Source organism: Gordonia sp. NPDC003422, assembly GCF_053588675.1.
Genome location: NZ_JBSFQL010000038.1, coordinates 1 through 26,040, shown reverse-complemented (window position 1 = coordinate 26,040; position 26,040 = coordinate 1). Strand labels below are relative to the sequence as shown.

At 67.1% G+C, this 26,040-nt stretch carries 23 protein-coding genes; 2 read left to right on the top strand and 21 right to left on the bottom strand.

The window, feature by feature from the left end; genetic code table 11:
• Positions 1-82 precede the first annotated feature (82 nt).
• The 19 genes from pyk to hisD form a co-directional block, all read right to left on the bottom strand.
• Positions 83-1,516 carry a pyruvate kinase gene (gene pyk / locus ACWDTF_RS23125; RefSeq protein WP_240855825.1) on the bottom strand — a complete coding sequence of 478 codons (1,434 nt, stop codon included), beginning with the start codon at positions 1,514-1,516 and terminating at the stop codon, positions 83-85.
• Positions 1,517-1,647: 131 nt separating this feature from the next.
• The gene (locus ACWDTF_RS23120) at positions 1,648-3,153 is read right to left on the bottom strand and encodes a glutamate synthase subunit beta (protein ID WP_240855826.1); all 1,506 of its coding nucleotides are present in this window, start codon (positions 3,151-3,153) and stop codon (positions 1,648-1,650) included.
• A complete protein-coding gene (gltB, locus tag ACWDTF_RS23115; protein WP_449755141.1) occupies positions 3,146-7,717 on the bottom strand; it encodes a glutamate synthase large subunit in 4,572 nt (1,523 codons plus the stop codon). The genes ACWDTF_RS23120 and gltB overlap by 8 nt, the downstream gene beginning before the upstream one ends.
• A gap of 453 nt (positions 7,718-8,170) precedes the next feature.
• Complete coding sequence (gene lgt, locus ACWDTF_RS23110; RefSeq protein ID WP_449755140.1) at positions 8,171-10,021, bottom strand: prolipoprotein diacylglyceryl transferase; 1,851 nt, start codon at positions 10,019-10,021, stop codon at positions 8,171-8,173.
• 84 nt (positions 10,022-10,105) lie between these two features.
• Complete coding sequence (gene trpA, locus ACWDTF_RS23105) at positions 10,106-10,906, bottom strand: tryptophan synthase subunit alpha (protein WP_240855842.1); 801 nt, start codon at positions 10,904-10,906, stop codon at positions 10,106-10,108.
• The gene (trpB, locus tag ACWDTF_RS23100) at positions 10,903-12,216 is read right to left on the bottom strand and encodes a tryptophan synthase subunit beta (protein WP_240855845.1); all 1,314 of its coding nucleotides are present in this window, start codon (positions 12,214-12,216) and stop codon (positions 10,903-10,905) included. Before trpB ends, trpA begins: the two co-directional genes overlap by 4 nt.
• A 55-nt stretch (positions 12,217-12,271) precedes the next feature.
• Complete coding sequence (gene trpC, locus ACWDTF_RS23095) at positions 12,272-13,090, bottom strand: indole-3-glycerol phosphate synthase TrpC (protein WP_240855846.1); 819 nt, start codon at positions 13,088-13,090, stop codon at positions 12,272-12,274.
• A 193-nt stretch (positions 13,091-13,283) separates the two neighbouring features.
• The gene (locus tag ACWDTF_RS23090) at positions 13,284-14,102 is read right to left on the bottom strand and encodes a TIGR02234 family membrane protein (RefSeq protein WP_240855848.1); all 819 of its coding nucleotides are present in this window, start codon (positions 14,100-14,102) and stop codon (positions 13,284-13,286) included.
• Positions 14,099-15,715, bottom strand: coding sequence for an anthranilate synthase component I (locus ACWDTF_RS23085; protein WP_240855850.1), 1,617 nt, complete (start codon positions 15,713-15,715; stop codon positions 14,099-14,101). The genes ACWDTF_RS23090 and ACWDTF_RS23085 overlap by 4 nt, the downstream gene beginning before the upstream one ends.
• Entirely contained in the window at positions 15,712-15,891 is a 180-nt protein-coding gene (locus tag ACWDTF_RS23080) for a tautomerase family protein (protein WP_240855852.1), read from the bottom strand. The genes ACWDTF_RS23085 and ACWDTF_RS23080 overlap by 4 nt, the downstream gene beginning before the upstream one ends.
• Positions 15,892-16,023: 132 nt before the next feature.
• On the bottom strand, positions 16,024-16,374 hold the full coding sequence (gene hisI / locus ACWDTF_RS23075) for a phosphoribosyl-AMP cyclohydrolase (RefSeq protein WP_240855859.1): 351 nt from the start codon (positions 16,372-16,374) through the stop codon (positions 16,024-16,026).
• An 18-nt stretch (positions 16,375-16,392) separates the two neighbouring features.
• Positions 16,393-17,166: an imidazole glycerol phosphate synthase subunit HisF gene (gene hisF / locus ACWDTF_RS23070; RefSeq protein ID WP_240855865.1), complete on the bottom strand. Its 774-nt coding sequence runs from the start codon at positions 17,164-17,166 to the stop codon at positions 16,393-16,395.
• Positions 17,163-18,011 (bottom strand): inositol monophosphatase family protein, encoded by an 849-nt coding sequence (locus ACWDTF_RS23065; protein WP_240855867.1) that lies wholly within the window; start codon positions 18,009-18,011, stop codon positions 17,163-17,165. The genes hisF and ACWDTF_RS23065 overlap by 4 nt, the downstream gene beginning before the upstream one ends.
• The gene (priA, locus tag ACWDTF_RS23060) at positions 18,008-18,751 is read right to left on the bottom strand and encodes a bifunctional 1-(5-phosphoribosyl)-5-((5-phosphoribosylamino)methylideneamino)imidazole-4-carboxamide isomerase/phosphoribosylanthranilate isomerase PriA (RefSeq protein ID WP_240855872.1); all 744 of its coding nucleotides are present in this window, start codon (positions 18,749-18,751) and stop codon (positions 18,008-18,010) included. The genes ACWDTF_RS23065 and priA overlap by 4 nt, the downstream gene beginning before the upstream one ends.
• A 50-nt stretch (positions 18,752-18,801) precedes the next feature.
• Positions 18,802-19,074, bottom strand: coding sequence for a hypothetical protein (locus ACWDTF_RS23055; RefSeq protein ID WP_240855873.1), 273 nt, complete (start codon positions 19,072-19,074; stop codon positions 18,802-18,804).
• Positions 19,071-19,709: an imidazole glycerol phosphate synthase subunit HisH gene (gene hisH, locus ACWDTF_RS23050; RefSeq protein ID WP_240855879.1), complete on the bottom strand. Its 639-nt coding sequence runs from the start codon at positions 19,707-19,709 to the stop codon at positions 19,071-19,073. The genes ACWDTF_RS23055 and hisH overlap by 4 nt, the downstream gene beginning before the upstream one ends.
• The gene (hisB, locus tag ACWDTF_RS23045; protein WP_240855880.1) at positions 19,706-20,329 is read right to left on the bottom strand and encodes an imidazoleglycerol-phosphate dehydratase HisB; all 624 of its coding nucleotides are present in this window, start codon (positions 20,327-20,329) and stop codon (positions 19,706-19,708) included. Before hisB ends, hisH begins: the two co-directional genes overlap by 4 nt.
• Positions 20,326-21,465 (bottom strand): histidinol-phosphate transaminase, encoded by a 1,140-nt coding sequence (locus tag ACWDTF_RS23040; protein WP_240855882.1) that lies wholly within the window; start codon positions 21,463-21,465, stop codon positions 20,326-20,328. Before ACWDTF_RS23040 ends, hisB begins: the two co-directional genes overlap by 4 nt.
• A complete protein-coding gene (gene hisD / locus ACWDTF_RS23035; RefSeq protein WP_240855884.1) occupies positions 21,462-22,787 on the bottom strand; it encodes a histidinol dehydrogenase in 1,326 nt (441 codons plus the stop codon). The genes ACWDTF_RS23040 and hisD overlap by 4 nt, the downstream gene beginning before the upstream one ends.
• A gap of 189 nt (positions 22,788-22,976) precedes the next feature.
• Between hisD and ACWDTF_RS23030 the strand changes: the two genes are divergently transcribed.
• Together ACWDTF_RS23030 and ACWDTF_RS23025 are read left to right on the top strand one after the other, a co-directional pair.
• Positions 22,977-23,210: a type II toxin-antitoxin system Phd/YefM family antitoxin gene (locus ACWDTF_RS23030; RefSeq protein ID WP_240855886.1), complete on the top strand. Its 234-nt coding sequence runs from the start codon at positions 22,977-22,979 to the stop codon at positions 23,208-23,210.
• Positions 23,207-23,608, top strand: coding sequence for a type II toxin-antitoxin system VapC family toxin (locus tag ACWDTF_RS23025; RefSeq protein WP_240855888.1), 402 nt, complete (start codon positions 23,207-23,209; stop codon positions 23,606-23,608). Before ACWDTF_RS23030 ends, ACWDTF_RS23025 begins: the two co-directional genes overlap by 4 nt.
• A 102-nt stretch (positions 23,609-23,710) precedes the next feature.
• Here ACWDTF_RS23025 and nadC read toward each other — a convergent pair whose 3' ends face one another.
• Positions 23,711-24,610, bottom strand: coding sequence for a carboxylating nicotinate-nucleotide diphosphorylase (gene nadC, locus ACWDTF_RS23020; RefSeq protein ID WP_449755139.1), 900 nt, complete (start codon positions 24,608-24,610; stop codon positions 23,711-23,713).
• Positions 24,603-25,664, bottom strand: coding sequence for a quinolinate synthase NadA (gene nadA / locus ACWDTF_RS23015; RefSeq protein WP_449755138.1), 1,062 nt, complete (start codon positions 25,662-25,664; stop codon positions 24,603-24,605). Before nadA ends, nadC begins: the two co-directional genes overlap by 8 nt.
• Between the last annotated feature and the right edge of the window lie 376 nt (positions 25,665-26,040).

The following is a 26,040-nucleotide window of genomic DNA, read 5'->3' as shown; positions in this document are numbered from 1 at the left end:
GGCCTGCGGCCCGCCGTTGTGGGGCACGGCCAGGGAAACACACGATGGAGGCGGGAAGACTCCCCAGGGAGCGGATGGAGACTCAGTGGTCCTGTTCGCCGATGCGGTGCACGTGGATCATGTTGGTGGAGCCGACGGTGCCGGGTGGCGCGCCGGCGACGATGACCACGACGTCACCTTCCGCGAGCCGCCCGATGCGCAGCAGTTGGTGGTCGACCTGATCGATCATGTGGTCGGTGGTGTCGACATGGTTGACGATGAAAGTCTCGGTGCCCCAACTCAAGGCGAGCTGGCTGCGTACCGCCTGCGTCGGGGTGAACGCCAACAGGGGCAGTCGGGAGTGCAGCCGGGCCAGGCGTCGAACCGTGTCACCGGACTGGGTGAACGCCACGAGGGCCTTCACCTCGAGCCGCTCGCCGATGTCGCGTGCGGCATACGAGATGACGCCGCGCTTGGTGCGCGGGACGTGTGAGAGCGGCGGAACGTCGCGAGGTCCGCCTTCGACGGCGCGGGCGATCTTGTCCATCGTGCGCACGGATTCCATCGGGAACTTGCCGACCGACGTCTCACCGGACAGCATCACCGCGTCGGCACCGTCGAGCACCGCGTTGGCGACGTCGGAGGCCTCTGCGCGAGTCGGGCGCGAGTTCTCGATCATGGAGTCGAGCATCTGGGTGGCGACGATCACCGGCTTGGCGTTCTCGCGGGCCATCTGGATGGCCCGCTTCTGCACCAGCGGCACCTGCTCGAGCGGGAGTTCGACGCCGAGGTCACCACGGGCGACCATGATCGCGTCGAAAGCCAGCACGATGGCCTCGAGGTTGTCGATGGCCTCCGGCTTCTCCAGCTTCGCGATGACCGGGATGCGACGGCCGACGCGGTCCATCACCTCGTGCACGAGTTCGATGTCGGACGGGCTGCGCACGAACGACAGCGCGATCATGTCGACGCCGAGCTTCAGTGCGAACTCGAGGTCGGCGATGTCCTTGGCCGACAAGGCAGGCACCGAGACGTTCATGCCGGGCAGCGAGAGCCCCTTGTTGTTGCTGACGGGTCCGCCCTCGGTGACCGTACACAGCACGTCGGGTCCGTCGACCGAATCGACGACGAGACCGACCTTGCCATCGTCGACGAGGAGTCGGTCGCCGGGGCTGGCATCGCGGGACAGTTGCTTGTACGTCGTCGACACCCGGTCGTGGGTACCGACCACGTCGTCGACGGTGATGCGGACCTTTTCGCCGGTGTCCCACAGCACTTCGCCGTTCAGGGCGCCGTCATCCTCGAACTTGCCGAGCCGGATCTTGGGGCCCTGCAGATCGGCGAGGATGCCGACAGCCTTCTCGGTGGCGTCGGAAGCCTTGCGGACACGCGCATACACCTCGGCGTGGTCTTCGTGGCTTCCGTGGCTGAAGTTCATGCGTGCCACATCCATGCCGCATTCGACGAGTTCCTTGATGCGCTCGTCGGTCGCGGTGGCCGGGCCCAGGGTGCAGACAATCTTGGTTCGCCGTGTCACAACCTCACCTTAGTCCCGTCGTCGGTGCTTCTCTATGCATGCGGATAACGGTCACCGTTCGTGCATCTGGTGTTCGTGCTGGTAGAGCGGCCATCTTGGCTGACCGGAGAAATCAACGAAACCGACGCGGGTCAGCGCACCGACAGCGGCAACGCGGCGGGCCGGACCGGCGAAGGCAGATCCGACGCCCCCATCAGGAACTTGTCGACCGCGCGCGCAGTGGATCGCCCTTCGGCGATCGCCCACACCACCAGAGACGCACCGCGATGGGCGTCACCGCACACGAACACGCCCGGCGCGTCGGTCTGCCAATCGCTTCCACAGGACAACGATCCCCTCTTGTTGGGTTCGATCTGCAGATCCGTCAGCAACGGCGAACGCCGCACACCCGCGAAACCGATTGCGAACAAGGCGAGTTCGCATGGGATCTCGAACTCCTCGCCAACCGGTGTGACCACACGACGACCGTCGGGCTCACGCTGGACCGCCACCTCGGCGAGCACCATCGTCTTCACGTTGCCCTGCTCGTCACCGTCGAATCGCTGCACGGCCACCTGGTAGCGCCGTTCGCCGCCCTCGGCGTGTGCGCTGGATGTGCGCATGATCAGCGGCCAGGTCGGCCACGGCGACCGATTGTCGTCGCGGTCGCTGGGCAACTCGGGGTTGTAGTCCAACTGCACCACCGACGCCGCACCCTGCCGGTGCGCGGTGCCGAGGCAGTCGGCTCCGGTGTCGCCGCCACCGATGATGACCACGTGTTTGCCGGCCGCGGTGATCGGCGACGGACCGTCGCCCTCGCATTCCTTGTTCGCGGGCACGAGGTGCTCCATGGCCAGGTGCACGCCGGCGAGGTCGCGTCCCGGCACCGGATTGTCACGGGCTTCCATCGCGCCGATCGCGAGGACGACCGCGTCGTGGCGGGACTTGAGCTCTTCGACGGTGAGATCGGTACCGACGTCACAGTTGACGACGAATTCGGTTCCCTCTGCCCGCATCTGGGCGATGCGGCGGTCGATGTCGGACTTCTGCAGCTTGTACTCGGGGATGCCGTAGCGCAGCAGTCCGCCGAGCCGGTCGTCGCGCTCGTAGACCGTCACGTCGTGGCCGGCTCTGGTCAGCTGCTGGGCGGCGGCCAGTCCGGCCGGACCCGATCCGACCACTCCCACCGAACGCCCCGACTTGGCGGCGGGCGGCTCGGGCCCGATGATGCCTTCGGCCCACGACTCGTAGGCGATGGTCTTCTCGATGCGTTTGATCGTGACGCTGCCACCGGTGGTGGGCTCGGAGATCGACAGCACGCAGGCCGCCTCGCACGGTGCCGGACAGACCATCCCGGTGAACTCCGGGAAGTTGTTGGTGGCATGCAGCCTGCTGCTGGCCGCGTCCCACCGACCACGACGCACCAGGTCGTTCCACTCGGGGATCAGGTTGCCCAGCGGGCACCCCGCAGTTCCGGAGTGGCAGAACGGAATTCCGCAGTCCATGCAGCGTCGGGCCTGCGTGGACACCTCGTCGAGGATCTGCAGCGGGTTCTCCGCGTGCACGTAGACGTCGTCCCAGTCGGCGACGCGCTCGGTGACCGGGCGGTACTTTGCTTCTTTCTTCCGGATCTCCAGGAATCCGCGCGGGTCAGCCACGTGCCGCCTCCATGATCGCTGAATCGACGTCGCGTCCCTCGGCCTCGGCCATGCGGGCCGCGTCGAGTACGCGCTTGTAATCGGTGGGCATCACCTTGGTGAAGGCGAGGCATCGTCGTGGCCAGTCGGCCAGCATCGACGCACCGATCGCCGAGCCGGTGAGCTCGGTGTGCTTGGCGATGGTCTCGCGTAGCCACCCCAGATCGTCGGGGTCGGGACGCATCAACTCGACCATCGCCTTGTTCACCTTGTCCGGGTCGAGGTCGTAGACGAAGGCGATCCCGCCCGACATGCCGGCCGCCATGTTTCGGCCGGTCGGGCCGAGAATCACCACCCGGCCGCCGGTCATGTACTCGCAGGCGTGGTCGCCCACACCCTCGACGACGGCAGTCGCACCGGAGTTGCGCACGGAGAACCGCTCGCCGACCCGCCCGCGCAGGAACACCTCGCCCGACGTCGCACCGTACAGAATCGTGTTGCCGGCAATGACCTGGTCCTCGGCGATGAACCAGGCGTCGGGATCAGGCGCGACGACGATCTTGCCGCCGCACAAGCCCTTTCCGACGTAGTCGTTGGTGTCACCGCTGAGTTTGATGGTCACGCCCGGCGGGAGGAAGGCACCGAGGGACTGCCCCGCCGAGCCGTTCAGCTTCACCGTGATGGTGTCCTCGGACAGGCCTTCGGCACCGTATCGACGAGTCACCTCTGAACCGAGCAGCGTGCCGACGGTGCGGTTGACGTTGCGCACCGGCAGTTCGAGCGTCACCGGATGCGCGTCTTCGAGCGCCCCTTCGGCCAGTTGGATCATCGTCTTGTCGAGCGCCTTGTCGAGGCCGTGGTCCTGGCCGCGCACGCGCCGACTCGGCCCCTTGTCCTCCACCTTGCGGAAGATGGGACTCAGATCGAGTCCCTTGCTCTTCCAGTGCGCGAGCGCGGTGTCGGTGTGCAGGCGCTGCGACTGCCCGATCGCGTCGTCGAGCGTCCGATACCCCAACTGCGCGAGGTACTTACGAACATCCTCGGCAATGAAGCGGAAGAAGTTCACCAGATGCTCCGCCTGTCCGGTGAAGCGCGACCGCAACACCGGATTCTGGGTGGCCACACCGACGGGACAGGTGTCGAGGTGGCAGACCCGCATCATGATGCAGCCGGTCACGATCAGCGGCGCGGTCGAGAAGCCGTACTCCTCCGCCCCCAGCAGCGCCGCCATGATCACGTCACGGCCGGTGCGCAGGGCGCCGTCGCACTGGACGGTGATGCGGTCGCGAAGTCCGTTGAGCATCAGCGTCTGTTGCGCGTCGGCCAGCCCGATCTCCCACGGGGTGCCCGCATGCTTGAGCGACGTCAGTGGTGATGCGCCCGTACCGCCGTCGTGGCCGGAGATGAGCACCACGTCGGCGTGCGCCTTCGACACACCGGTCGCCACCGTCCCGACACCGACTGCGCTGACCAGCTTGACGTGGATACGTGCGTCGGAGTTGGCGTTCTTCAGGTCGTGGATCAGCTGCGCCAGGTCCTCGATCGAGTAGATGTCGTGATGCGGCGGCGGTGAGATCAGCGCGACACCCGGCGTCGAGTGACGCGTCTTGGCGATCCACGGGTACACCTTGTAGGCCGGAAGCTGGCCGCCCTCACCGGGTTTCGCGCCCTGCGCCATCTTGATCTGGATGTCGGTCGCATTGGTGAGGTAATCACTGGTCACGCCGAATCGGCCGGACGCCACCTGCTTGACGGCACTGCGGCGTTCCGGGTCGTACAGGCGGTCGACGTCCTCGCCGCCCTCACCCGAATTCGACCGCGCACCAATGCGGTTCATCGCGATGGCGATGGTCTCGTGCGCTTCTGCGGAGATCGAACCGTAGCTCATCGCGCCGGTGTTGAACCGCTTCATGATGTCTTCGGCGGGCTCGACCTCCTCGAGTGGGATCGGTTCGCGCGCAGCGAGATCGAATTCGAAGAGGCCGCGCAGCGTGCCGCCTTCGGCGGATAGTTTGTTCACCTCGTCGGAGTACTTCTGGAAGACCTCGGCCTGTCCGGTCTTGGTCGCGTGCTGGAGCAGGAAGATCGTCTCCGGGGTGAACAGATGGAGCTCGCCCTCGCGACGATACTGATACTCGCCGCCCACCTCGAGCCGGCGGTACACCTGCTCGGTGGCGTTCTCCGGGAAGGCACGATGATGGCGCAGCCGCACCTCCTCGGCCAGTTCGTCGAGCCCCACACCCTCGATCCTCGAGACCGTGCGGGTGAAATACTCTCGCACCACCTCAGACGACAACCCGACGGCCTCGAAAGCCTGTGCGCCCGTGTAGGAGCTGATGGTCGAGATACCCATCTTGCTCATCACCTTGAGCACGCCCTTGCCGAGCGCCTCGACATAGTTGCGGACCGCCTTCGACGGCGCCACCCCGATGAGTTCACCCTCGGCGATGAGATCCTCGATGGTCTCCAGCGCCAGATACGGGTTCACCGCGGCAGCACCGAATCCGATCAGCAGCGCGATGTGGTGCACCTCGCGGGCATCACCGGATTCGACGACCAGCGCCACCTTGGTCCGCTCCTTGGTGCGGACCAGATGATGGTGGACCGCCGACGTGGCCAACAACGACGGGATCGGTGCGTGCTCGCGGTCGGTATGCCGGTCCGAGATCACCAGCGTCGTATGGCCTTCCGCGATCGCCTGGCTCGCGCGGTTACGGAGATCCTCCAGCGCAGCAGCCAGACCCGCGCCACCTTCGGCGACCTCGTAGAGACCGCTGAGGACCTTTGCGGACAGACCGGGGTTGTCGCCGTCGTCGTTGATGTGGACGAGCTTGGCGAGGTCGTCGTTGTCGATCACCGGCCAGTGCAGCAGGATCTGCCGGCACGACGCGGCGGTCGGGTCGAGAAGATTCTGCTCGGGCCCCATCACGCGTGCCATCGAGGTGACGATCTCCTCGCGGATCGCATCCAGCGGCGGGTTGGTGACCTGCGCGAAGAGTTCGACGAAGTAGTCGTAGAGAAGCCGGGATCGCTTGGACAGCACGGCAACCGGCGTGTCGGTACCCATCGAACCGAGCGGTTCGTAGCCGGAGGCGGCCATCGGGGTCAAGAGGACGCGCAGATCCTCCTCGGTGTAGCCGAAGGACACCTGGCGTCGGACCACCGTGTCGTGGTTGGGCTTGTACACCGGACGGTCCGGCAGGGTGGCGATGTCGAGCAGCCCTGCGTGCAGCCACTCGTCGTAGGGCTCGGCGTCGATCAGGTCGCCCTTGACCTCTTCGTCGGGGATGATCCGGCCCGCCACGGTGTCGACGAGGAACATGCGGCCCGGTTCGAGGCGGCCCTTGGAGATCACGTCGTCGACCGGCACCTCGAGCACACCTGCCTCCGACGCCAGGATCACCCGTCCGTCGCGGGTCTGCCACCAGCGTCCTGGGCGGAGTCCGTTGCGGTCGAGGACGGCGCCGACGACGCTGCCGTCGGTGAAGGTGACGCACGCGGGACCGTCCCAGGCCTCCATCAACGATGCGTTGAACTGCAGGAACGCGCGGCGCTTGGGGTCCATGTCGGGGACGTTCTCCCATGCCTCGGGCACCATCATCATCACGGCATGCGGCACGCTGCGGCCGCCGAGCACGAGCAACTCCAGCACCTCGTCGAGCGATGCGGAGTCCGATGCCTCCGGCGTGCAGATGGGGAACGCGCGGGCCAGGTCGCCTGGGATGAGCCCGGTGTCGAGGAGCGCTTCGCGGGCGCGCATGCGATTGCGGTTGCCGCGCACGGTGTTGATCTCGCCGTTGTGGGCGACGAACCGGAACGGGTGTGCCAGCGGCCAGGACGGAAAGGTGTTGGTGGAGAATCGGGAGTGCACGATCGCGATGGCGCTCCAGCAACGCTCGTCACGCAGGTCGTCGTAGTAGAGAGGCAGCTGCATCGTGGTGAGCATGCCCTTGTAGACGATCGTCCGGCTCGAGAGCGACGGGAAGTAGAGGCCGGTGCCGGCTTCCTCGATCTCCGGGGTGACGCGCTCGGCCTGCTTGCGGAACGGGTAGATGAACCGGTCGAGGTCGATGCCGGCGAGTCGCGTGCCTCCGGGGGCCGGCTCGACGGTCACGAAGAGTTGCATCATGTGCGGCATGCAGCCGAGCGCGGTTTCGCCGATGTCGGCACGCACGGCATCCACCGGAAGCTCGCGCCAGCCGAGGATCGTGACACCCTCGGCGTCGGCAAGCGCCTCGACCCGCTCGATGGCCAGTTGTCGAAGACCGGCGTCGGCGGGGAGGAAACAGATGCCCGCGGCGTAGGTGTTGGCGCCGTCCGCCGATGGTGCGGGAAGGTCGAAGCCCGCGGTCTCGCGAAGGAGTTCGTCGGGGAGCTGGATCAGGATTCCCGCGCCGTCACCGCTGTTGACCTCGGCTCCGGCCGCGCCGCGATGTTCCAGATTCTCGAGGGCAAGCAGACCGTCGGCGACGATCGAATGAGAGCGGCGGCCGTGAATGTCGGCAACCATTGCCACGCCACAGGAATCGACCTCGGCTTCGGGGTCGTACAGGCCCTGCTTGGCCGGAAGCGCAGAAAACAGCATCACTACCTCCACACTCGATCCGAGACGAATCGCACGCTGGATGTCCGTTGGGACAGCGTTGGCCCGTGGAGCACATATGCGTCGCGCAGGCGACCGGCCGATGACATGGGCTGCATCGAGGTGATCGTCGCGCGTCGCGAAATTCAAGTCTATCTGAACCGAACCCGAGACGTTGGAACTGCGGATCGGGGTCGCACGTGGGACGCGTGTGATCTTGGCGACCGAGCCGATGTCCGTGCTCACGGCGACCCACCGTCGACGTCGTCGGCGCCGCGGGCCTGTCGGGCGCAAGAAAGTAGGGGAAGAAACTTCTTCCCCTACCCTTGGTGTCTTCCCTCAGAAATTTCTCGCGGACGACTACGAACCCCGGGGAAGAAGTTCTTCCCCTAGATTTTGTTGGCGGACCCGAGCGCATTTGACCAGGTCAGCGGGTCGGTTGCCCGCCTCATCGGATCAATCAGCGTCGGACTTGGATTGCGCTTCGTTCGTATCCGTCGAGTCCGCGTCAGCCTCACCGGCATCGGCCTCCGGGGCGACATCACCGGCATCGGCCTCAGCGTCAGCCTCACCGGCATCGGCCTCAGCGGTGGGCTCATCGGCGACGTCGGGGGTGTCGCCTGCTTCCTCGTCCACCTCGTCCACCTCGTCCGGTTCCGGTTCGACGCCTTCGGTCGCACTGGAGCTGTCGGGTTCGTCGCCGGACTCCCCCGTCGCCTCGACCTCGTCCTCGTCCTCGGCGATCTCCTCGGCGACGTCGTCCTTGGTCTGGGCGTCGGTCTCGGTGTCTGCGTCGGTCTCGGTTTCCCCGTCGGTCTCGGTTTCCCCGTCGGTCTCGGTTTCCCCGTCGGTCTCGGTTTCCCCGTCGGTCACCTCGGGCTCGTCGGTGGCCTCCTCTTCGAGATCGTCGCCGACCTCCGCCTGCTCGCCATCAGACTGCTCTGCCTCGTCCTCGTCTGCAGTGGTGACTGCCGAGTCACCATCGTCGGCGGTTTCGTCCTCGGCCGTGCTGCTGGCGGTTTCCTTCGCGCCATCGGTTTCCTCCGCGGCGCCGACAACGTCCTCGGGTTCGTCCTCGTCGCCGTCTTCATCCGCTGAAGTCTCGGCGTCGGCGACTTCGTCACCGTCACCATCGTCGGTCTCGTCTTCGGCGTCCTCGGCAACTTCGGCGTCCCTGGTGTCGGCGTCCTCGGCGACTTCGGCGTCTTCGGCAACAGACTCATCGTCGGCCTTGTCACCGTCGTCGTCGCCGACCAGCGCCGCCGTGCCAACGACCGCTGCGCCGGCGACTGCCGCACCGGCAACTGCCGTGCCGCGATCATCTTTGGTCTCGTCGATGTCGTCGAGGTCTTCGTCGTACCAGTCGTCGACGTAGCCGGCGATGCCGCGCTCTTCGAGTTCGGCCGCGCGTTCGGGGTGGTACATCTCCAGGCCCTGCTCACGACCGCGCGGTGCGATCACGAAATAGGCGGCAGCACAGGCAAATACGATTGCCGCGGTGAACACGTTGATCCGGATTCCGCCGATCAGGGTGGCCGGATCGGAACGCAGCAGTTCGACGCCGAAGCGACCCAGGCAGTAACCCGCGACATAGAGCGCGAACAGTCGGCCGTGGCCGATGCGGAAATGCCGATCGATCAGTACCAGCGCGATGACCAGCACGACGTTCCACAGCAACTCGTACAGGAACGTGGGATGGACAACCGCAACCACGTCGCCGTTGGAGACACCGGAGATCAAGCCGGGGTCGCGGTGGCCCGCGGAGTCCACGCGGTCGTAGATCTCCAGGCCCCAGGGCACCGTGGTTTCTCGGCCGTACAGTTCCTGGTTGAAGTAGTTTCCGAGGCGGCCGATGGCCTGGGCCAACAGGATCGGCGGCGCGATGGCATCACCGAACGCGGTTAACCGGATGCCGCAGCGTCGCGCACCGATCCACGCGCCCAGGGCACCGAAGAACACCGCACCCCAGATCCCGAGACCACCGTCCCAGATCTTCACGGCGTCGATCGGCGACTTGGGTCCGTCACCGAAATACGTCTGCCAGTCCGTGATCAGGTGATAGATCCGACCGCCGATCAAGCCGAACGGCACCGCCCAGATCGCGACGTCGAGGACCTCACCGTCCTGGCCGCCGCGTGCGATCCACCGTCGATTGCCCCACCAGACGGCGACGACGATGCCGACGATGATGCACAGCGCGTAGGCACGGACTGGGAAAGGACCGACGTACCACACACCCTGAGGTGGGCTCGGTATGTACGCCAAAATCGTTGTCGTCGGCCCGTCCAGGGCGGTCGGCAGCGTCACGCTGTCACCCTAACCGACACTAGAACACAGCCTCACACCATCCTCGGCGATGTCGGACGAACAGCGCGCGCAAGTCGGCAATGGTCACCGAGGCGATCGAACGCCCTCGGCGAGTTCGGTGACGAGGTCGGCAAGATGGTCGTCACCGGCGTGAGCGGCGGTCACCAGGGCCGAACCGACGATCACGCCGTCGGCGTATGCGGCGATCTCGGCTGCCTGCTGGCGGTTGCGCACGCCGAGACCCACGCCGATCGGGATGTCGGAGTAGGCGCGCACGCGGGCACACAGTTCGGGTGCGGCATCCGAGACCGCGTCGCGTGCGCCGGTCACACCCATCGTCGACGCGGCGTAGACGAATCCGCGCGATGCGTCGACGGTCAGCGCGATGCGCTCGGTCGTCGACGACGGTGCAACCAGGTAGATCCGGTCGAGTTCCTGTTCGTCGGACGCCGCATGCCATGCCGCGCCCTCTTCCGGGATGAGGTTCGGCGTGATCAGACCGGCGCCACCGGCATTGGCCAGATCGCGGGCAAACCGGTCCACCCCGTATTGCAGGACCGGATTCCAGTAACTCATCACCACCGAGTGGCCACCCGCGTCGGCAATCGCCTCGACAGCCGTGAACACGTCGCGCACCCGGACCCCGTTGGTCAGGGCGAGGTCGGCGGCGTCCTGGATCGTGGGTCCGTCCATCACCGGGTCGGAATACGGCACGCCGATCTCGATGATGTCGCAGCCCGCGTCGACCATCGTGCGGAACGACGACAACGAGCCGTCGACCGTCGGATAGCCCACGGGGAGATAGCCGATGAGGGCGGCACGGCCTTCGCTGCGACATTGCGCGAACACCGAACCCAACTTCGACGGCGGGGCGGTGACGGTCATCGGGCGGCTCCCGGTTCGGCGGCTTCGTCCTGCGAGGGTGGCGGGTCGAACAGATGGAACCATCGGGCTGCGGTGTCGACGTCCTTGTCGCCGCGCCCGGACAGGCTCACCACGATGATCGAGTTCTCGCCGAGTTCGCGTCCGAGCTTGAGTGCGCCGGCCACCGCGTGCGCCGACTCGATCGCCGGGATGATGCCCTCGCGTCGACTCAGCAGAGCGAGCGCGTCCATTGCCTCGGTGTCGGTGATCGGCCGGTAGTCGGCACGACCGGTGTCCTTGAGATACGCGTGCTCGGGGCCCACCCCCGGGTAGTCCAGACCCGCTGAGATCGAATGCGATTCGATGGTCTGGCCGTCCTCATCCTGAAGTAGGTACGAGTAGGCACCCTGGAAGGCCCCGGGTGTTCCGCCCGTGAAAGTGGCTGCGTGCCGCCCGGTCTCGACTCCGTCGCCGGCGGCCTCGTAGCCGGCCAGGCGCACCGAGGCGTCGTCGATGAACGGGTGGAAGATGCCGATGGCATTGGAGCCGCCGCCCACGCACGCGACAACGGCGTCGGGCAGTCGCCCCGCCGCATCGAGGATCTGTGCCCTGGCCTCGAGCCCCACGACGCGCTGAAGATCGCGGACCATGGTCGGGAACGGGTGTGGCCCCGCTGCCGTGCCGAAACAGTAATAAGTGTTGTGCGCGTTGGTGACCCAGTCGCGCATCGCCTCGTTGATGGCGTCCTTCAGGGTGGCCGAGCCGTTGTCGACGGCAACCACCTCCGCGCCGAGCAGACGCATGCGGGCGACGTTGAGCGCCTGCCGATCGGTGTCGACACGGCCCATGTAGATGATGCATTCCATGCCGAACAGGGCACACCCGGTCGCGGTCGCGACACCGTGCTGACCGGCACCGGTCTCGGCGATGATGCGGTTCTTACCCATGCGCCGCGCGAGGAGAAGCTGCCCGAGCACGTTGTTGATCTTGTGCGAACCCGTGTGATTGAGGTCTTCGCGTTTGAGGAAGATTCGTGCGCCACCCGCGTCGTCGCGCAGGCGAGTCGCCTCATACATCGGCGACGGCCGTCCGACGTAATCGCGCTGCAGGCGGTCGAGTTCGGCGAGGTAATCCTCGTCGCTGCGCATCTTCTCGTAGCCGGTGGTGACCTCGTCGATCACGGCCATCAGCGCCTCGGGCACATGCCGACCGCCGTAGACACCGAAGTGCCCGCCCTCGTCGGGCTCGATCGAGGTACGACTGGTCAGGCCAACGCTGGCGGCCGGCACCTCGGTTTCACCGCGGATCGATGAATGCTGTTGAGCTGTCACAAGATCTCACAGACTCTCGGGCTCACACGGCGTAGGGCACCCCCCACCACCGATGTCAGCGAACAGGTTTCGGACAGGAAGGGTGGGTACCCGCGGTGACCAGCTCGCTGACCGCCGCACGGGGATCGCCGCTGGTGACCAGACCCTCGCCGACGAGAACGGCATCGGCACCGGCGCCCGCGTAGGCCAGCAGGTCGGCTGTGCCACGCACCCCCGACTCGGCGATGCGGATCACCTCGGTAGGCAGCCCCGGGGCGATCCGCGAGAACGAGTCGCGGTCGACCTCGAGGGTCTTGAGGTTGCGGGCATTGACGCCGACGACCGAGGCCCCCGCCTCCAGGGCACGGTTGGCCTCTTCCTCGGTGTGCACCTCCACGAGCGCGGTCATGCCCAGACTTTCGGTGCGGTCGAGCAGTGCCGCGAGGACGTTCTGCTCCAGCGCCGCGACGATCAGCAGGATGACGTCGGCGCCGTGCGCGCGGGCCTCGTGGATCTGATACGGGCCGACGATGAAGTCCTTGCGCAACACCGGGATGTTGACCGCGGCGCGCACGCTGTCGAGATCGGCGAGCGATCCGCGGAAGCGGCGTTCCTCGGTGAGGACGCTGATGATGCGCGCCCCGCCAGACTCGTAGGCGCGGGCCAGTTCGGCCGGGTCGCCGATCGTCGCGAGATCGCCCTTCGACGGACTTGCGCGCTTGACCTCGGCGATGACACCGATACCCGGCTTGCGCAGCGCGGCCATCGCGTCCTTGGGTGCGGGCGCCTTCGCTGAGGCCGCCTTCACTGCCGCATAGTCGAGAACTGCTTCACGCGCTGCGACATCGGCTTTCACTCCCTCGATGATCGAATCGAGGACGGTGGGCGTGCTCACGGCGAATGGCTCCCTTTCGCTCGTCGTGTGTTCCTCAGGGTAGCCCGCGGGCCTGCGACACCTGATCTCGGGTTGGCCGAAGCATCGACGCCGGTCTCCAGGCCCCGGTCTGCCCTTCGTGTGTCGAGCAGATCACCTGTGGTGCATATCGTCGGCGTCGCTCAAAGCGCTACCGACATCGCAGGACACGGTCTTATTTGCTGTCGAGATCCGTCGGATCGATACCGGTGTCGAGTGCGTCCCACATCATGCGTTCATTGGCTGGTGCGCCGTGAGGGTTCGGATCGTCGGACTTGGTCTGGACATCGGGCTTTGTCGCATCGTCGGGCTTGGTCTGGACGTCGGGCTTGGTCGCGTCGGCATCCGAGGTGGCTGCATTGCCAGACGGTCCGGACGGCGTTTCCGCATCCGTGCGGTTCTCGTGGTCTTTGCGTTTCTCGTAGTCGGCGAAGATCTTGCGTTCGAGTTCGTCGCGTCGCGCCGCCGGCGTCTGATACTTCGACGACATCGCCGAGCCGTTGACCACCCGTAGGAGCGCCACCGCAGCGGCCACCGAACAGACGGTGCCCACAAGGACCACCGCGCCTGCCCAACTGTTGGTGGTCACCAACAGGATGCGGTACTTGTCGGGGATGCCACCGGCCTTGGCGGCATAGATCGCGTCGGCACCGTTGACGATCAACGACAACGCGGGGAACGCCGCGAGCACACCACCGGCCGCGATCACGATCGCCAGCACGCGCAATGCCCAACCCCGCAGGGAGAACGCGGCCGCGATCGCCGCCAGCATCACCAATGCCAGTGGCGTCAGCCACGGACTCCAATCGGCACCCTTGACCACGAAGTCTCGTTGCGGTGCGAGCCCGTCTTCGGCGGACGCCGTCGCCCAGGTCATCCTCGATGCGGCCCAGAACGCCAGCGCCGCCGCCACGAGCAGGAGCGCCGCCAAGCCTTGACGCCGCCGAACCGATTTGCGCCGCAGTGCCTCGACGTCTTCGTCGGTGAGTTTCACGACTGTGGGTTTCGCGGCTGGGACCCACCGCCGGTAGATGGTTCGACGCGACGCATCGTCGCAGCCGCGGCGACCGCGCTGAGCACCGTCTTCGCCTTGTTGCGGGCCTCGTTGTACTCGTACTCCGGTTGGCTGTCGGCGACCACTCCGGCGCCGGCCTGGACATATGCTCGACCGTCGACCATCAGCGCGGTCCTGATCGCGATGGCGGTGTCGGCGTTGCCGGCGAAGTCGATGTATCCGACGATGCCGCCGTAGAGGCCGCGGCGGGTCTTCTCGTGTTCGTCGATCAGCTCCATCGCCCGTACCTTCGGCGCGCCGGTCAGCGTCCCGGCGGGAAAGCAGGCCGTGACGGCATCCAGCGCGTGCTTGTCGTCGCGGAGAACCCCCGACACCGTCGACACGAGGTGCATCACGTGGCTGTATCGCTCGACGTGGCGGTAGTCACCCACCTTCACGGTGCCCGGCACGCACACGCGCCCCAGATCGTTGCGGGCGAGATCGACGAGCATCAGGTGCTCGGCGTTCTCTTTCTCGTCCTCGAGCAGATCCTTGCCCAGCAGCTGGTCTTCTTCCTCCGTGGCTCCGCGCCAGCGCGTCCCGGCGATCGGGTGCGTGGTGGCGAGACGGTCGGACACCGTCACGAGTGCCTCGGGACTGCTGCCGACGATGGTGAACGCCGTCTGCCCGCCCGAACCCGTGGCGTCGGATTCCGCGCCGGGCATCCGCAGCAGATACATGTATGGGCTCGGGTTGGAGGCACGCAACGCGCGATAGACGTCGATCGGGTCGGCGTCGGTGTCCATCTCGAAGCGCATCGACGGCACCACCTGAAAGGCCTCGCCCGCCTCGATCTCGCCGACCAGGCTGGTGACGATCTCACCGAACTCCTCCGGGGTTCGCTGTTCGGTGAACTCGGGAGCGGGCCGCGAGAACCGCGACACGGTCGAGCGCGCCGGGGCGGCCAGCGCCTCGGTCATCTTGTCGAGGCGCGCGACGGCGTCGACATAGGCTTCTTCGGCGCGGTCGGCGGAGCCGTCCCAGTTGATGGCGTTGGCGATGAGCGTGATGGTGCCTTCGTGATGGTCGACGGCGGCCAGGTCGGCGGCCAGCACCATCATCATGTCGGGCAGGCCGAGGTCGTCGACCGTCGTCTCGGGTAGCCGTTCGAGCCTACGGACCATGTCGTAGGCGAGGAAGCCGACAAAACCGCCGGTGAGCGGCGGCATGTCGGGGAGCGGGTCGGTCGCCAGCAGCCGGAGTGACTCGGCGAGCGTCTCGATCGGGTCACCACCCTCGGGCGCCCCGGCGGGCACGGTGCCCCACCAGCGGGCCTGTCCGTCGACGACGGTGAGCGCCGACGGCGATCCAGCACCGATGAACGACCACCGCGACCAGGAGCGGCCGTTCTCGGCGGACTCGAGCAGAAAGGTGCCGGGCCGTTCGCCGGCGAGTTTCGCGAAGGCCGACAGCGGGGTCTCGGAGTCGGCAAGAACCTTGCGCGTCACCGGGACGACGCGATGGTCGCGGGCAAGGTCGAGGAACTCTGCAAGCGTGGTGGTGTCGGCCTCTGCGTGTGGGTTCGAACTGTCGGGTTCCGAAGCCGTGCTCATCCGAGCGGCTCGCCGCCGACACCCCACTGCTGACGAGGAATCTCGTTGATGGTGACCCAGACAGAGTCCGGGTTCTTACCGGTCGCTTTGGCATACGCCTCGGTCACGGCCGCGATCGTCTCCCGCTTGATCCGGTCACTCAGGCCTGGGGTCTGCGAGATCTGGATGAGTGGCATGGATGCATCGCCTTTCTGCTCGGTATCCGACGGCCATTGTTCGCCGTCTCCCATTGTCGCTCGCGGCCGGGGTCGCGCGGTCGGGCGCACGGTCAACGGTTTGGGACGCCCAGTCAACGGTTTGGGGTCGGGTCAGGTCGGGTCGGCCAGCGGGAGCGGCTCGGTGTCGAAGCAGCTGTGGTTGCCGGTGTGGCAGGCAGCACCCACTTGGTCGACGACGAGCAGCACCGTGTCGCCGTCGCAGTCGAGCCGCACATCGTGCACGCACTGGGTGTGGCCGCTGGTCTCGCCCTTGACCCAATACTCCTGCCGCGACCGCGAGAAGTACGTCGCGCGACGAGTGGCGAGGGTGCGCTCGAGCGCGGTGTCGTCCATCCACGCGACCATCAGCACCGTCCCGGTCTCGCGCTCCTGGGCGACCGCGGTGAACAGGCCGTCGGCGTTGCGTTTCAGACGGCTAGCGAGGTCGGGGTCAAGACTCATCGCGACACTTCCTTTCCTTCATCGCACGGTGATTCCCGCGGACTTCATGGCCGCCTTGACGTCGGGAATGGTGAGTTCACCGAAGTGGAACACCGACGCGGCGAGCACCGCATCGGCGCCGGCTTCCACGGCCGGCGCGAAGTGCTCACGCGCTCCGGCACCACCGCTGGCGATGATCGGCACCGACACCGCGGCACGCACTGCGGTCAGCATCCGAAGGTCGAAGCCCTGCTTGGTGCCGTCGGCATCCATCGAGTTGAGCAGGATCTCCCCGACTCCGAGCTCTTGGCCGCGACGAGCCCACTCGACCGCGTCGATCCCGGTTCCCTGACGTCCACCGTGGGTGGTGACCTCCCAGCCCGACGGCGTCGGCTTGCCGTCGGCGGGAACCGTCCGGGCGTCGACCGACAGCACGATGCACTGCGAGCCGAACCGGCGACTCATCTCGCCGAGGACCTCAGGGCGAGCGATGGCAGCGGTGTTGACCGAGACCTTGTCGGCACCGGCGCGCAACATGGCGTCGACGTCGTCGACGGTGCGGATGCCCCCACCCACGGTCAACGGGATGAAGACCTGATCGGCGGTGTGCTTGACGACCTCGATCATCGTCGACCGACCTGCGCTCGACGCGGTCACGTCGAGGAAGGTGAGTTCGTCGGCGCCTTCGCGGTCGTAGCGTTCGGCCAGCTCGACCGGGTCCCCCGCATCGCGGAGATTCGTGAAGTTGACGCCCTTCACCACTCTGCCGGCGTCCACATCCAGGCAGGGAATCACTCGGGTCGCAAGGGTCATCGGGGTCCTCCGAGTTCTTCTGGTCGCGTCTCCCATTCGTCGCCGACGGTCTCGGCGATGACCGCCATCAACTCGTCGTGCAACCCGGGAGACCCGGTGACGATTCCCACCGATCGCGCTGTCCAGGGTGTCCCACCCAGATCGGTGGCGACGCCTCCGGCGGCACGCACCAGGGCGGCTCCGGCTGCGTTGTCCCAGGCATGACGCCCGAAGGCGATGGCACCGCCGAAGATCCCGGCAGCTGTGTAGGCGAGGTCGACCCCGGTGCTGCCGGTCATCCGCAATCGGGCGGCCCGACTGCTCAGTGCCCGGATCACGTCGGCGCGGCGCGCACCGGCGTAACGACCGCCGTGCGACGCGTTGAACGGCCCGTAGGCAATGGCTTCCCGGGCCAGCTCGGCGTCACGCAGCGGCGGTGCGGGCCGACCGTCGACCAGCAACGGACCGTCGACGTGACCCGCGTACCGCACCCCTTGAAGCGGCAGCCATGTGAGACCGAGGACCGGATGACCGTCGACGAGCAACCCCAGCAGGATGCCCGTCAGCGGCACACCGGTCGAGTAGTTGTAGGTGCCGTCGATGGGGTCGAGCACCCACACCACGCCCTCGTCGACCGGTGGGCCACCGAACTCCTCGCCGTGTACCGGCAGTCCGGTGGTCTCGGCGAGCTCAGCGGCTATCCGGCGCTCGAGGTCGAGGTCGACCTGGGTGGCGAAGTCGGTGGGACTCTTGGTGACCGCGCTGGGAGCGCCCACTCCGGCCACGAAATCGTCGGCCGCCGCGTCGAGCACCGACCCGGCGACGTCGAGAAGCCTCGGGTAGTCGAGGGTGGCGACCGAGGTCATGTGCCCGAGACGGCCGACAATGCCTCGGGCAAGGTGAACCGGCCTGCGTAGAGGGCTTTGCCGACGATCGCGCCCTCGACGCCCTGGTCGACGAGCCCGGCGATGGCCACCAGGTCGGCGACCGCCGACACCCCGCCGGAGGCGACGATCGGCGCCGAGGTGGCCGCGGCGACCTCGGACAGCAGGTCGAGGTTCGGGCCCTTCAGGGTGCCGTCCTTGGACACGTCGGTGACGACATAGCGCGCGCATCCGTCGCGGTCCAGCCGGGTCAGCACCTCCCAGAGGTCGCCGCCGTCGGTGACCCATCCCCGACCGCGCAGCCGGTAGGACTCACCCTCGCGGATCACGTCGAGTCCCACCGCGATCCGATCACCGTGTTCGGCGATGGCGCGGGCGCACCACTCCGGGTTCTCCAGCGCAGCGGTGCCGAGATTGACCCGGGTGCAGCCGGTCGCGAGCGCGGCCGCAAGGGAATCGTCGTCGCGGATGCCGCCGGAGAGTTCCACCTTGACGTCGAGTTTCCCCACGACCTGCGCCAGCAGTTCGCGGTTGTCGCCACGCCCGAACGCGGCGTCGAGATCCACCAGATGAATCCACTCCGCACCGTCGGCCTGCCAGGCGAGCGCCGCGTCGCGCGGGGACCCGTACGAGGTCTCCGAGCCGGCCGCGCCCTGCACCAGACGGACCGCCTGCCCGTCGGCGACGTCGACTGCGGGAAGGAGTTCAAGGGTGGTGCCCATCGGTGTCGGTTGTCCTGTCTGTCGTGTGGTTTCGAATGTCCGGGTGGCGGTCACTGCGCGTGCGGAGGGTCGACGCGGGACGCTTCGTCGAGCGCTGCCAGATGCTCGTCGCGCACGGCGTTGACCATGCGCGTTGACACAGTACCGATCGCGGCGATCACGGCGACAACCGCGAGGAGCACGGCGACCAGACCGGCGATCGGGTTCCAGTGTGCGGCCAGCGCGATGATCGGCACGGAGACCACCAGGACGATCACCCCGGCACCCAGCGAGTAGAAGGCGAGTTTGGCGATGGAGAAGCGGGGACGGGACCGGTCGGTCATGACAGCGAGGTCACCCAGTTGAGCAGTAGTTGCGCGCCGGCGTCGCCGGACTTCTCGGGGTGGAACTGGGTCGCCGACAGCGCACCGTTCTCGACCGCGGCGAGGAATGGCCCACCGTGTTCGGCCCAGGTCAGCTTGGGCGAGGCCAGCGGCGAGCCGACGTTGTCCATCTCCCAGGTCTGCGCGGCGTAGGAGTGCACGAAGTAGAAGCGGGTGTCGGCTTCCATGCCGGCGAACAGCACAGAGTCTGCGGGTGCCTCGACGGTGTTCCAGCCCATGTGCGGCAATACGGGTGCCGGCAGTCGGCTGACCGTGCCGGGCCATTCGCCGCACCCGTCGGCCTCGACCTCGAATTCGACCCCGCGGTCGAAGAGGATCTGCATGCCGACGCAGATGCCCAGCACCGGGCGCCCGCCGGCGAGTCGTCGTCCGACGATGCGGTCGCCCTTCACCGCGAGTAGGCCCTCCATGCATGCCGCAAACGCTCCGACGCCCGGGACGACGAGTCCGTCGGCGTTGAGCGCGGTATCGAAGTCGGAGGTCACCGTCACGTCGGCACCGGTCCGTTCGAGCGCCCGCTGAGCCGAGCGCAGGTTACCCGACCCGTAGTCGAGGATGACGACGTTTGGGCTCACAGGGCGCCCTTCGTCGACGGCACGCCGCTGACTCGTGCGTCGTATTCGGTGGCCGCGCGCAACGCCCGCGCGACAGCCTTGAACTCGGCCTCGGTGATGTGGTGCTGATCGCGGCCGTAGAGGACCCGTACATGCAGCGCGATCCGGGCGTTCAGCGCGATCGACTCGAACACATGCCGGTTGATGACCGTCGAATACGGCACACCGGGATATCCGCCGATGACCGCGGCAAGCATGTGGTCGGGTTCGCCGGTGTGCACGCAGTAGGGCCGGCCGGACACGTCGACGACGGCCTGCGCGAGGGTCTCGTCCATCGGAATCCAGGCGTCGCCGAAGCGGCGGATGCCCTTCTTGTCGCCGAGCGCCTCGCGGAGCGCCTGACCGAGCACGATCGCGGTGTCCTCGATCGTGTGGTGGCCTTCGACGTCGACGTCGCCCTGCGCCTTGACGGTGAGGTCGAAGCTGCCGTGCTGGCCGAATGCGTTGAGCATGTGGTCGAAGAACGCGATACCGGTGGAGATGTCGGTGACACCGGTGCCGTCGAGGTTGAGTTCGACGGAGATCGACGACTCCTTGGTGGTTCGTTCGACCTTCGCGATGCGCGGTGGGCGGCTGGTCACGTCGTTGTCTCCAGATCTGCTGTCGCCAGCTCGCGGCTGACGTCGAGGAAGGCGTCGTTCTCGTGGGCCAGTCCGATCGTGACACGCAGGTATCCCGCGATGCCGACATCTCGGATCAACACGCCGTGGTCGAGGTAGCGCTGCCACGACGCCGGGGCATCGCGGAACCGCCCGAACAGGATGAAGTTGGCGTCGGAGTCGATGACGTCAAAACCCGCCGCGGCCAGTTCGGCGGCGACCCGTTTGCGTTCGGCGACGATTGCGGCGACCCCGGCCAGCGTCTCGCCGCTGTGCCGCAGGGCTGCCCGCGCGGCCGCCTGTGTGAGCACCGACAGGTGATACGGCAGTCGCACGAGCAGCAGTGCTTCGACGATGGCCGGCGACGCGGCGAGGTAGCCGAGGCGTCCGCCGGCGAAGGCGAAGGCCTTGCTCATCGTCCGGCTCACGACCACCTTCGTGGGGTAGGAGTCGATGAGTTCGACTGCGCTGGGCTGCGCGGAGAACTCGCCGTAGGCCTCGTCGACGATCACGATGCCGGGAGCTGCCTCGATGATGCGGCGCAGGTCGTCGAGAGCGATCGAACCGCCCGTGGGGTTGTTCGGCGAGGTGACGAACACAACGTCGGGGAGGCGGTTGACGATCTCGGTGACCGCGTAGTCGACGTCGAGCGAGAAGTCCGACGCCCGCGGCGCCTGCAGCCAGGTGGTGTCGGTGCCGTCGGAGATGATCGGGTGCATCGAATACGACGGCACAAAGCCCAGGGCACTGCGTCCGGGACCGGCGAAGGCCTGCAGCAACTGCTGCAGAATCTCGTTGGAACCGTTTGCCGCCCACAGGTTTTCGACCCCGAGCTGCACACCGGTGGCACGACTCAGATAGGCCGCCAGATCGGTGCGTAGCGCGAGCGCGTCCCGGTCGGGATACCGGTGCAGTTCGGCTGCCGCCGTGCGCGCCGACTCGGCGACGTCGTCGATGAGCGCCGGCGTCGGCGGGTGCGGATTCTCGTTGGTGTTGAGAATCACCGGAACCCGCAGTTGCGGTGCGCCGTAAGCACTCTTGCCGCGGAGGTTGTCCCGCAGGGGCAGGTCGCCGGCGCTGATTCCGCCACCGGGTACGACCACCGGCGAGGCGCTCACGCGGTATCTCCCGCGAAACGCTGTTTGATCGCGTCGCCGTGTCCGGGAAGATCCTCGGCGTCGGCGAGCGTGACGACCTTGTCGGCGACCTCGCGCAGCGCGGCCTCGTCGTAGTCGATGACGTGCACACCCTTGAGGAAGGTCTGGACTGAGAGGCCCGACGCGAAACGCGCCGAACCCGACGTCGGCAGAACGTGATTGGACCCCGCGCAGTAATCGCCGAGACTCACCGGCGCATACGGTCCGACGAAGATCGCGCCCGCGTTGTGCACCCGGTCGGCGACAGCGGCGGCGTCGCGGGTCTGGATCTCGAGGTGTTCGGCGGCATACGCGTCGACGACGGCGAGGCCCGACTCCAGATTGTCGACGAGGACGATGCCGGACTGGCTGCCGTTCAGTGCCGTGGTGACGCGCTCGCGGTGTTTGGTCGCTGCCACCTGCAGCGTCAGCGCTTCGTCGACGGCGTCGGCGAGTTCCGCGCTGTCGGTCACCAGCACCGACGCGGCGAGCACGTCGTGTTCGGCCTGCGAGATGAGGTCGGAGGCGAGGATGCCGGCATCCGCGGAATCGTCGGCGAGGATGGCGATCTCGGTCGGCCCGGCCTCCGAGTCGATGCCCACCACACCCCGGCACAGACGCTTGGCGGCGGTCACGTAGATGTTGCCGGGACCGGTGATGAGGTCGACAGGATCGAGGACATCTTGATCCGTATCCTCACCGCCGTAGGTGAGCAACGCGACGGCCTGCGCACCGCCGACCGCCCACACCTCGTCGACGCCGAGCAGCGCGCACGCGGCCAGGATCGTGGGGTGGGGCCAGCCGCCGAAGTCCTTCTGCGGGGGCGATGCCACGACGAGCGAGCCGACGCCGGCCTCCTGCGCGGGCACGACGTTCATGATCACGCTCGAGGGGTAGACGGCGTTGCCGCCGGGCACATACAGCCCGACGCGGCGCACCGGGATCCACTTCTCGGCGACCACGCCGCCGTCGACCACCTGCGTACGGGTGGTCTCGCGCCGCTGGTCGGCGTGCACCTTGCGAGCCCGATCGATCGACTCACGCAGGGCGTCGGCGACCGCGGGATCGAGTCGATCTAGTGCGTCGGCGATCACGGCGGCGGGTACTCGCACCGACGCAGGCTTGACGCCGTCGAACTTCTCCCCGTATTCCAGGGCCGCCTCGGCGCCGCGCTGCGCCACCGCATGCACCACCGGCTCCACCGTGTCGAGTACGGCGTTGACGTCGGTGCCTCCACGCGGCAGCGCGCGGCGCAACTGCGCCAGCGTCGGGGTGCTACCGCGCAGGTCGGTTCGGGCGAGCATGATCACTCCTGGTTGTGGTGGCATTTCGATTCCAGGATATGGGGTCGCACCATTGGTTTTCGAATCCGGTCCTCGGGCAGTCGAGCGGGTCCACCGCAAAGCCGCTCCAGGCGAGGCACATTGATCATGCAGTTCACCACCAGCAAAAACGACTAGTTGGACTAGTCAATCTGGAGTAGGGTCGAGTTCATGAAGACCATTTCCAGTACCGAGGCAAAGACGCGGCTCAATGCCCTGCTTGCGGAGGTCGAGCGATCTGGTGAGTCGGTCACCATCACCAACCACGGCCGGCCCGTGGCCGTCATCAGTCCGGTCACGATGCGTCCGAGGACCTTCGGCCAGCTGCCCGCCATCGCGGTGCCAGACACCTTCGATGACCCGCTCCCGGACGCCGAACTGGCACCGTGGGAGGGCAGTCGGTGACCGCGATCCTGTTGGACACCAACGCACTTCTCTGGCTTGTGTCCGCGCCGGACAAGATCTCGGATGCAGCCCACACCATGTTGGCGGACCAGTCCAACGAGTTGTTTGTCTCTGCCGCGTCGGCCTGGGAGATCGCCATCAAGACACGTCTCGGACGGTTGGACGGCGAGCCACTGCTGTCCGCGTGGGGCGAAACACTCACCGCGATGAACACCAACGACCTCGCGATGGACTCCGCCGACGCCACCCTGGCGGGCCGACTCAACTGGGACCACCGCGATCCGTTTGATCGGATGCTCGTAGCGCAGGCCGTGCGCCGTGGCTTGACGATTGCCACGAGCGACGACGTCATCGCCGACTGTGCGTTGACGCCGGTTCTCGACACCACCCGCCGGTGAGCGCGCGGCGCCTCGGCGGCCGTCGAAGAAGTTCTTCTAGATTTGCGCGCCGGCCCCGGACAATTTGCCCAGTTCAGAGTGCTGGTCACCGAGTTGTTCGGATCACGGAATGTCGAGACCCAGGTCCAGCACCGTCACCGAATGCGTGAGAGCCCCCACGGCGAGGTAATCGACACCGGTGCGGGCATAGTCGGCGGCGACGTTGATGCTCAGACCGCCGGAGCTTTCCAGCTTGGTCTCCGGCGAGCGGGTGTCACGTCGCTGAACGGCCATCTGGGTCTCCCACGGCTCGAAATTGTCGAGCAGCACGAGCTGTGGTTTCAGGGCGAGCACCTCGTCGAGTTGGCTCAGCGAATCGACCTCGACCTCCACCGGCAGATCCGGCGCAGCTGCGCGCACGGCCTCCAGCGCAGCGCTCACCGATCCCGCCGCAGCGACGTGGTTGTCCTTGATCAGCGCGGCGTCACCCAGGCCCATCCGGTGGTTGACTCCCCCACCCGCGCGCACCGCGTACTTCTGCAGATAACGCATGCCGGGCAGGGTCTTTCGCGAATCACGGATCTTGGCGTCAGTGCCCTCGACGGCGGCTACCCAGGCGGCGGTCGCCGTCGCAATGCCGGACAGGTGGCAGATCAGGTTGAGCGCGGTGCGCTCGGCCGTCAGCAACGCCGCGGTCGGCGCGCGCACCGCAAGCACCACATCGCCGGGCGCAACATGGGTCCCGTCGGGCACCGAGGCGGTGACCTCGTAGGCGTTCGGGCCGATCACCTCGTCGAAGACGGCCATGACCACCGGCACGCCCGCGATCACACCGTGGGCGCGGCTCACGATGGCGGCGTCGGTCACCGCATCGGCGGGCACCGTGGCGGCCGATGTGACGTCGGGTCCGTAGCGGAGATCCTCGTCGAGCGCGGTGCGGATCAGCGCCCGGACCTCGTCGGTGATCGGAAGGTCGAGGGTGTCGCCGGCGACGGCCTGGCCGACGAAACCGACCTCACTCACCGGAGCCGGGGTTGCCGATCGCGATCATCCGCTCGACGCTGCGTCGTGCGCGTTCGGCGACGTCGTCGGCGACGAATACCTCGTCGCGACCCTCGCGAAGCGCACGCAGCAGAGCGGCCGGCGTGATCATCTTCATGTAGGGGCACGACGCGCGGTCGTTGACGGCCTGGAAGTCGATGCCGGGCGCGGCCTTACGCAACTGATGCAGCATGCCGACCTCGGTCGCCACCAGGACCTGCTTGGCGCCTGTCTCGCGTGCAGCGTCGATCATGCCGCCGGTGGAGAGGATCCTGACCCGGTTGTCGGGCACCGCGCCTTCGCCGGCAAGGTAGAGAGCCGATGTGGCGCAACCGCATTCGGGGTGGATGAACAGGTCGGCGTCGGGGTGGCTGGCGGCCTGCTCGGTGAGTTCGTCACCGTTGATGCCCGCGTGCACGTGGCACTCGCCGGCCCAGATGTGGATGTTGTCGCGGCCGGTCTCGCGCTTGACGTGGGCGCCGAGGAACTGATCCGGCAGGAAGAGCACGTCACGGTCGGGGTCGATCGAGGCGACCACGTCGACGGCGTTCGACGACGTGCAGCAGATGTCGGTGAGTCCCTTCACCTCGGCCGTCGTGTTCACATACGACACGACGACGGCGTCGGGGAACTCGGCCTTCCACTCGCGCAGGTCGTCGGCGGTGATCGAGTCGGCCAGCGAGCAACCGGCCCGCGCGTCGGGGATGAGGACGCGCTTGTCGGGGCTCAGGATCTTGGCGGTCTCGGCCATGAAGTGCACACCGCAGAACACGATCTCGTCGGAGTCGACCTCGGCGGCGATGCGCGACAGTGCAAGCGAGTCACCGACGTGGTCGGCGACGTCCTGGATGGCGGGCAGTTCGTAGTTGTGCGCGAGCAACGTGGCGTTGCGTGCCCGAGCGAGTCGTCGGACCTCGTCGGCCCACTCCTGGGTTGGCTCCACGCCGGCATAGCCGGCCGGGGTGTCGTACCACTGTGCGTCCAACAGTCCCGGGGTGCTGGTCAGCCCGGCCGGGCGGTCGCTGATGATGCTCATTGCCACTCCTGTCGCCTGCCCCGGATTCCGGGGCGGGTTCCCGGTACACGGTCCGCATCCCGGGAGGTTTTCGACTGGTGATCGAAAACGCTGTTCATCGTAACACTCGCCACACTTGGGCCATTCCCGGCAACCGCGGCGGTCGTGCAAATCGGGAGACGTACGGCCGCGTCGCGCAGAAACCGCGGGTGTGGCCAGAAACCGCTGGTGCCCCTCGGGTTTCTGACCAGACACGCGGTTTCTGAATCGCGACAACCAGTGCCGAGTTGGAGAACGCGAGTGCTGCAGCACTCGCGTTCTCCAACTCAACACGAGTCCTCGCAGCTCGAGGTGGAATGTGGCCAGGAGGAAGCCCAAGATCGGAAGAGCGTCGGGG